The organism is Candidatus Rokuibacteriota bacterium, from assembly GCA_016188005.1.
Lineage (GTDB): Bacteria > Methylomirabilota > Methylomirabilia > Rokubacteriales > CSP1-6 > UBA12499.
Genome location: JACPIQ010000112.1, coordinates 40,038 through 47,332, shown reverse-complemented (window position 1 = coordinate 47,332; position 7,295 = coordinate 40,038). Strand labels below are relative to the sequence as shown.

Genomic DNA, 7,295 nt, shown 5'->3' with positions numbered 1-7,295 from the left:
GAGGCCCCCCATGTGATCAGACGCCCAGGTAGTACTTCTTCACGAGCTCGTTCTCGGCGAGCTCGCGGGTGCTCCGGCCCTCGAACTCGATCTTGCCGTGGACGATGATGTACCCGCGGTCGGCGATCTTGGTGGCCTGGTTGAAGTTCTGCTCGGCCATGAGCACCGTGAGGTCGTGCCGCTCCTTCAGCTGCTTGATGGTCGCGATGACCCGGCTGACGAGGATGGGGGCCAGCCCCACGGACGGCTCGTCCACCAGCAGGATCTTCGGCGAGGACATCAGCGCGCGGGCCACGGCCAGCATCTGCTGCTCCCCGCCGCTCATGCTGCCCGCGAGCTGCCGCCTCCGCTCCCGGAGGATCGGGAACGCTTCGAACGCGGATGTCAGATTGCGGCCGATGTCCCGGCGCGCCGCGCTCCGGTAGGCCCCGAGCAGCAGGTTCTCCTCCACCGTGAGCTTCGGGAAGAGGCGGCGCCCCTCGGGGACGAGCGTGACGCCGAGGCTCACGATGTCCTCGGGGGACCGGCCCACGAGGTCGATGCGTCGCCCGTCCACTTCCAGGAAGATCTCGCCGCTCGAGGGCTGGACCAGGCCCATGATGCACTTGATCAGGGTGCTCTTGCCGTTGCCGTTGGTGCCGAGGAGCACCACCGTCTCCCCGCCGTTGGCCTCGACCGAGACCCCGTGGAGCACCCGCACCGCGCCATAGCCGGCGTGGACGTCCGTGACGACGAGCCTATTCGCCAAGGTACGCCTTCTCCACGCGCTTGTTGTTCACGATCTCCTCGGGGGTGCCCTCGGCGATCTTCTCACCGGCGTCGAGGACGGCGATGCGCTGCGAGAAGCGCATCACCGCTCGCATGATGTGCTCGATCATGATGATCGTGATCCCCCGCTCGTTGAGCGCGAACAGGATGGGCAGGAGGGCGTCCACCTCGGCGCTGGAGAGCCCCGCCATGGCCTCGTCCGAGATCAAGAGCCTCGGCTTGGCGGCCATGGCCCGGGCCAGCTCCAGCCTCCGCATGTCGATCTGGGTGAGGTCGCCGGTCCGCGCGTGGGCCTTCGCCTCGAGTCCCATGAGCCGCAGGATCTCCAGGGCCTCGCCGGGCGCGTCGGCGCGCGAGACCTGCTCGTAGGCCGCGTACTCCAGGGGGATGCCGAGGTTCTCGAGCACGGTCATGCTGGTGAAGGGCCGCGGGATCTGGAAGCTCCGGCAGATGCCCAGCCGCGTGCGACGATGGGCGGGCAGGGCCGTGATGTCCTTCCCGCGAAAGAGGATCGCCCCGCCCTCGTTCCGGAGGGCGCCGGAGATGCAGTTGATGAGCGTGGTCTTCCCGGAGCCGTTCGGACCGATCAGGCCCAGGCGCTCCCCCTCCCGCACCTCCAGGGTGACCTCGTTGAGCGCCGTGAAGCCGCCGAAGCGCTTCGTCACGCCGCGAGCCTCCAGGAGGGTCGCCATCAGGCGCCCCTCCGCCGGAAGAGCCGCTGGACCAGGCCGACGATCCCTTGCGGCGCCAGCATGACGAAGGCCACGAGGACGATGCCCACGATGAGGAGGTTCAGCTCCGAGGAGATCGTGACCGTGGCCACCTGCTGGGCGGTGCCGAGCAGGACGGCCCCGATGATGGGGCCGACCCACGTCGTCGTCCCGCCGATCATCGGCATGGCCAGGCTGTTCACCGCGTAGTCGAGGCTGAAGACCGAGCCCGGCTCCACGAGAGTCACGTAGTAGGGAAAGGGCGTCCCGGCCACCCCCATCAGGCAGCCGCTCAGCGTGGTGGCGAAGAGCTTGAGCCTGAGCGTGGGGACGCCCATGCACTCGGCCGCCTCCTCGTTGTCGCGGATGGCGGCCAGCCCCCGGCCCACCCAGGAATGCTCGATCCACCAGGCCAGCGCCACCGACGCCGCGGCGAGGAGCACCATCACCACGAAGAGGTACTCGGCGTGGCTGGGGAACAGCGCCGGGGGCTTGGGCCTGATGATGCTGAGGCCCTTGCCTCCCCCGACGTACTCCCAGTTCGAGACCACGGTCTGGAGCACCACGGACAGCGCGAGCGTGGCGATGGAGAAGAAGACCCCGCGGAGGCGGAGCGTGAGGTACCCGATGCCGAGCCCCAGCAGCCCGGCGGCGAGCGCCCCCGCCAGGATCTGAAAGGGCAGCGTCGCGTTGAAGGCGAGGATGAGGACCAGCGCGGAGTAGGCGCCCGTGGCGAAGAAGGCCGCCGTGCCGAAGTTGACGTAGCCGGTGTAGCCCCCGAGCACGTTCCACGCGGTGGCGAGCACGATGTACTGGAGGACGACGTAGCCGGCGAAGTAGATGTAGCGGTTCCCGCCCATGCGGGTGAACAGGAACGCCGCCACGACCACACCCAGGACGACCCAGAGCGGAACGGTCTTCCTCACGCCCTATCTCCCGAAGAGGCCGGCCGGCCTGACCGCCAGGACGACGAGCAGGATCCCGAAGGACACGGCCGGGGCCCAGCTGGGCCCGGAGAAGGTGGCGGTGAGGCTCTCCACCACGCCGAGGATCACGGAGGCCGCCAGTGTCCCGCTGATGCTGCCCATGCCGCCGAGCACGACGATGGCGAAGACCCGCCCGATGTACTCCCGGCCGATGGAGGGCTCCACCGGCCCGATGAGGATCAGGAGCGCGCCGGCCAGGCTCGCGGTGGCGATGGACAGGGCGAAGGCGATCCGCTTGATCTTCACCGGGTTGACGCCCATGAGGCGGAGCGCCTGGCTGTCCTGCGACACCGCCTTGATGGCCCGGCCGTAGAAGGTCTTCGAGAGGAAGAGATGCAGGGCCACGGTGATCATGAGCCCGACGAGGCAGGGCAGGAGCAGGCGGAAGGCGATCCCCACCACGCCGATGTGGAAGGACTGGCCCACGTAGCCGGCCTCGATCATGCGGTAGTCCACCCCGTAGGCCAGGAGCAGCGCCACCTCGACGATGAAGAGCACCCCGAAGAAGAAGACCAGCCCGCGCAGCGACTCCTCCCCCTTGCGCTCGAAACCCAGGTAATAGAGGCGGTACACCACCACGCCGAGGGCATAGAAGATCGGGGTGAAGAGCAATCCCGTGAGGAGGGGGTCGAAGCCGAAGAAGCGGTTCATCGCGTAGGCGGTGTAGGAGCCCAGGATGACGAAGGACGGGTGCGCGATGTTGACGACATCCAAGAGGCCGAACGAGACCGAGATGCCCAGGCTCACGGCGGCGTAGAAGCCGCCGATCAGGATGCCGGCCACGATGGCGTTCAGGAGCAGGTCGAGGGAGAACATGAGGCGCTCGCCACGCGCCGGGGGCCGCGCCTCAGCGCGCGGCCCCCGGAGACGGAGGGCGATCCCTTCCTACTTCAGGACCTTCGAGAAGGGATAGATCAGGGTGCCGGACTTCGACTCCTCGGGGTAGAGCACCACGCGCGTGCCGGCCTTCTTGAACTGGGCGACGTCGCTGCCCTTGACGTTCTGGAACTGCACCATGAGCACGCGCGACTTGGCCCACTCACCGTTGGGTGCGAACCGCACCTTGCCGACGATGGTGTTGAACTCGTTCGCCCGGATGTAGTCGGCGACCTTCTTCTGGTCCACACTCTTGGTGGCCTCCACGGCCTGGCCCAGGACCTGGACGTAGGCGTAGGCGAAGGGCGGAATGTAATGCCCCAGCGGGTCAACGCCGGCCTTCTCGGCCTGGGCCTGGTAGCGGGCCAGGAACTCGTTGATGCCCGGGAAGCTCAGCGTGGGCTCGGGCACGTAGAACTCGTAGTTCATCACGCCGTTCAGCTTCGGGCCGAGCTTGGTCTGGAGCGCGGCGAACTGCAGCCCCACCATCCCGCCGCCGAACATCTTCACCGGCAGCCCCACCTCGTGCACCGCCTGGATGATGCCGGCGGTGTCAGGCGGGTAGGAGGCCACGTAGACGAGGTCGGGGTTGGTGGCCTTGATGGCGCGGACGATGGGCGTGTAGTCCACCGTGGAAGGCGGGTACTTGCCATCGTAGACTACCTTGAAGCCGTAGTGCTTGACATGCTCCCGGGCCCCGGCCAGCGCGTTGTGCGGGTACTCGGCGTCGGCGCCCACCAGCGCGATGGTCTGCGGCTTGGGCTGCTGCTTGGCCGCCACCTCGAAGAAGCCCTGGGACCAGCCCAGCGCAGGCTCCGGTCCCGACGGCATGATCTGGAAGTAGTTCTTGTACTTGGTCTTCTCGTTGTTCGCCATCCCGAAGAGGCCCATGAGCAGGAGATTGCGCTCGACGGCGATGGGCATGAGCGGGGCGATCACGTTGGTCCCGTAACCGGAAACGACGAAGTTCACCTTGTCCACGTCCAGGAGCTTCGTGTAGATGCCGGGGACGGCCGCCGGCTTCGTCTGGTCGTCGTAGTACACCAGCTCCACAGGCCGGCCCAGGAGGCCGCCCTTCTTGTTCACGTCCTCGGCCCACATCTGCATGGACATGAGGGCGGCCTTCCCGTTGCCGGCCAGCGCCCCCGTGAGCGCCATGCCGAAGCCGATCTTGATGGGGTCGGCGGCCTGCGCCGCCGGCGCCCAGGCCGCTCCGAGCGCCATCACCCCGATCAGTACCCCCACGATCCAGCGTCTCCGCGTTCCGCTCTGTCCGTGCCAAGCCATCGGTTTTCCTCCCCTTTGAGTCGATGCCCTTAGGCGCCGCGCACGCTTCCGAGGCCCACACCCGGCCGTCATGGCCTGGGCGATTCCGCCGCCGGGTGCCCCATCCCCGGAGACGGCGAAGCGTATACACCGAATCGGCCCCCGCGCGCAAGGGCCCAGCGTTTCGCCCTCACTCCGTCCCTCGGATGAAGGCAGGCAACTCCTCCTCCCCGAGTCCCTGGAACATGCAGTGCTTGACCTCGCGCCGAACCCCCTCATCTGTGTGAACCAGGATAGTGGGCAGGCAGTTGCTGCAGGCCGATTTCCTCGGCGCCAGCGACGGCTCCCCCTTGATCGACTCGATGAGCGCGATGGCGCGGTCGAGGGGCCCCTGCTCCCCCTCCGCCACCAGGACAACGGCGCCCTGGGAATCGCCGAGGCCGCCGCCGCCGACATGCGTGGCCCGCAGGTCGAAGAGGATCCGCAGGGCCTCGATCTCCGTGACCACCGTCGCGTTCATGATGGGAATCATCCCGACCCTGATCCCCTGGCAATAGTAGTACGTGTCCTGTCCGCACAGACGCGCCGCCTCCCGCACCGAGGGGACCAGCTTCTCGAGCCCCACGGGCACGATGAGCCGGCAGCCCCGCGCGCTCAGGATACCGTAGCTCCAGCCGATGGTCCCGCCGCCAGGATTGGCCATCAGGATGCCGACATTGCCCTCCCGGTCCACGGCATTGGCGCCCTTGACGAACACCGACCCCGCGCCGAAGCCCCGGAGCGTCTCGTCCATGGTCGCCGCGGGCGCCACCCGCACCCCCTGCCGCCACACGAGCATCGAGGGCTTCTCCTCCGCCTGCGTCACGCAGAGGATGCGGTTGACGATCAGACCCGACAGGTACCGGTCCCGGTCGGGGCATTCCCCGAAGATCTCCTCGACCACGTAGACGTTGGTGGCCCCGTGGCCGATGACGATCTCCCCCTCCCGCCTGGCGCGCTCGACCTCGGGCAGCCGGGCGACGGCCTTGGCGATGAGCCGCTTCGATTCGGGAGGCGTCAGGACGAAGAGGGCCCGCAGCGGTGCCCGGCCTCCGCGCGCCTCCACGCTAGGCATCGCGGGGCTCTTCCACGACCCGGCCTCCGGCCGCAGGCGCGCGCATGACCCGGAGGAACAGGTCGAGGACGGTCTCGGCGAAGCGGGGGGCGTTGATGTGCGCGGGCACCTCGACCACGGGGATGTCCGGGCGGAGGTCGCGCTTGAGCGCGGCGAGGAAGGCGGCGTCGACCTCCGGGGCGTGGAAGACGCCGCCCGGCGCATTCGGGATGGACAGCCCCCCCAGCGGCACGGCCACGGCAACGGGGCCCCGCGAGGCGCCGAGCTTGGCGGCCATGATCCGTCCCACCTCGGCCATCTCCTCGCGGCTGGCCCGGATCAGCGTGAAGACGGGGTTGTGGTGGTACTGGGGCCGCGCGCGCCACTGGGGCGGGACGGACTCCCGAGGGCCTGCCACGAAGAAGTCCACGCAGCCCGGGACGACGACCTGGGGGACGCCGTGGCGCGAGGCGGCCTCGAGCCGATCCGGGCCCGCCGCGTAGATCCCGCCCACCAGCTCGTCAGTGAGCTCGTTGGTGGTGAAGTCGATGACCCCGGCGAGCCGTCCCGCGGCAATCATTTCCTCCATGCACGACCCCCCGACCCCGTTGGAGTGGAAGATCAGTGGCGTCAGGCCCGCCGCCTCGAGGCCCGCGGCGATCCGCATCACCGCAGGGGTGGTGTTCCCCAGCATGGTGATCCCGACCAGGCGCTCGTCGCCCCCCTCTGCGGGTCGCGCGGCGCGCGCCCTGACCATCCCGCTGATGGCGCCAGCGGCATTGTCGAAGATGGCGCGGCTCACCGAGTTGAGCCCAAGAATGTCCACCACAGAGTGCATGAGCATCACGTCCCTGAGGCCGACGAAGGGGCCGAAGGTCCGCCGACCGGCCGCCACCGGGGTGACGATGAGCTTGGGCACCCCCAGCGGCAGGGCCTGCATGGCCCGGGCGGCCATGACGCCACCCTCGGCGCCGCCCAGCGCGACCACTCCGCCGCAGCGGCCGCCAGCATGGAGCTCGGCCAGGATGCGGGAGAGCCCCCGGGCCATGATCTCCACGGCGGCGCCGCGCGCACCAGTACTCCTCACCGCCCCGAGCGTGCTGCCCGCGGCCTCGGCGACCTGGGCGTGCGAGATGTCGGGGGTGATCCCCCGGGGCTCGCCGAGTATGCCCGAGTCCACCACCAGGACCTCGAGGCCGCCCTCGCGGATCCGCTCCGCCAGGTACGCGGTCTCGGGTCCCTTCGTGTCCAGCGTGCTCACGGCGATCACGGGCCGCTCTGGGCGCTTCGATGGGATGACGAGCATGGGTCCCCGAAGTTCCAGACTGCAGCACGAACCGTTCCATTTCCATTCCGGGCCGAACACGCCGAAATCGGGCCCCGTTCCCTTTGCGTGACCATTCGATCCTTTTCACTTCTGAAACCCTGCCTCTTCTCCGCAGCCGGTGGCAGCCCGGCCGGGATTCACGCAAAGGCCGCGGACTGCTGTCAGAGTGCCGCGTAGCCGGTCTCCGCCGGGGCGTGGCATGTCGATTGCTGCCCCGGGGATGGCGGCGAATGACGCCGCCAGCTTGTGCAGCGGCGGCGGAGGACAAC

At 68.8% G+C, this 7,295-nt stretch carries 7 protein-coding genes; all 7 read right to left on the bottom strand.

Translation table 11 applies throughout. The features are described 5' to 3' along the window. Positions 1-16: 16 nt before the first annotated feature. Positions 17-748 (bottom strand): ABC transporter ATP-binding protein, encoded by a 732-nt coding sequence (locus HYV93_21900; protein MBI2528622.1) that lies wholly within the window; start codon positions 746-748, stop codon positions 17-19. Next, on the bottom strand, positions 738-1,460 hold the full coding sequence (locus HYV93_21895) for an ABC transporter ATP-binding protein (protein MBI2528621.1): 723 nt from the start codon (positions 1,458-1,460) through the stop codon (positions 738-740). Before HYV93_21895 ends, HYV93_21900 begins: the two co-directional genes overlap by 11 nt. Beyond that, complete coding sequence (locus HYV93_21890; GenBank protein ID MBI2528620.1) at positions 1,460-2,338, bottom strand: branched-chain amino acid ABC transporter permease; 879 nt, start codon at positions 2,336-2,338, stop codon at positions 1,460-1,462. The genes HYV93_21895 and HYV93_21890 overlap by 1 nt, the downstream gene beginning before the upstream one ends. Positions 2,339-2,407: 69 nt before the next feature. Then, positions 2,408-3,280 carry a branched-chain amino acid ABC transporter permease gene (locus HYV93_21885; GenBank protein MBI2528619.1) on the bottom strand — a complete coding sequence of 291 codons (873 nt, stop codon included), beginning with the start codon at positions 3,278-3,280 and terminating at the stop codon, positions 2,408-2,410. A gap of 69 nt (positions 3,281-3,349) precedes the next feature. Then, positions 3,350-4,564 (bottom strand): amino acid ABC transporter substrate-binding protein, encoded by a 1,215-nt coding sequence (locus HYV93_21880; GenBank protein MBI2528618.1) that lies wholly within the window; start codon positions 4,562-4,564, stop codon positions 3,350-3,352. Positions 4,565-4,796: 232 nt separating this feature from the next. After that, positions 4,797-5,720: a hypothetical protein gene (locus HYV93_21875; protein MBI2528617.1), complete on the bottom strand. Its 924-nt coding sequence runs from the start codon at positions 5,718-5,720 to the stop codon at positions 4,797-4,799. Further along, on the bottom strand, positions 5,713-7,005 hold the full coding sequence (locus tag HYV93_21870; protein ID MBI2528616.1) for a Tm-1-like ATP-binding domain-containing protein: 1,293 nt from the start codon (positions 7,003-7,005) through the stop codon (positions 5,713-5,715). The genes HYV93_21875 and HYV93_21870 overlap by 8 nt, the downstream gene beginning before the upstream one ends. Between the last annotated feature and the right edge of the window lie 290 nt (positions 7,006-7,295).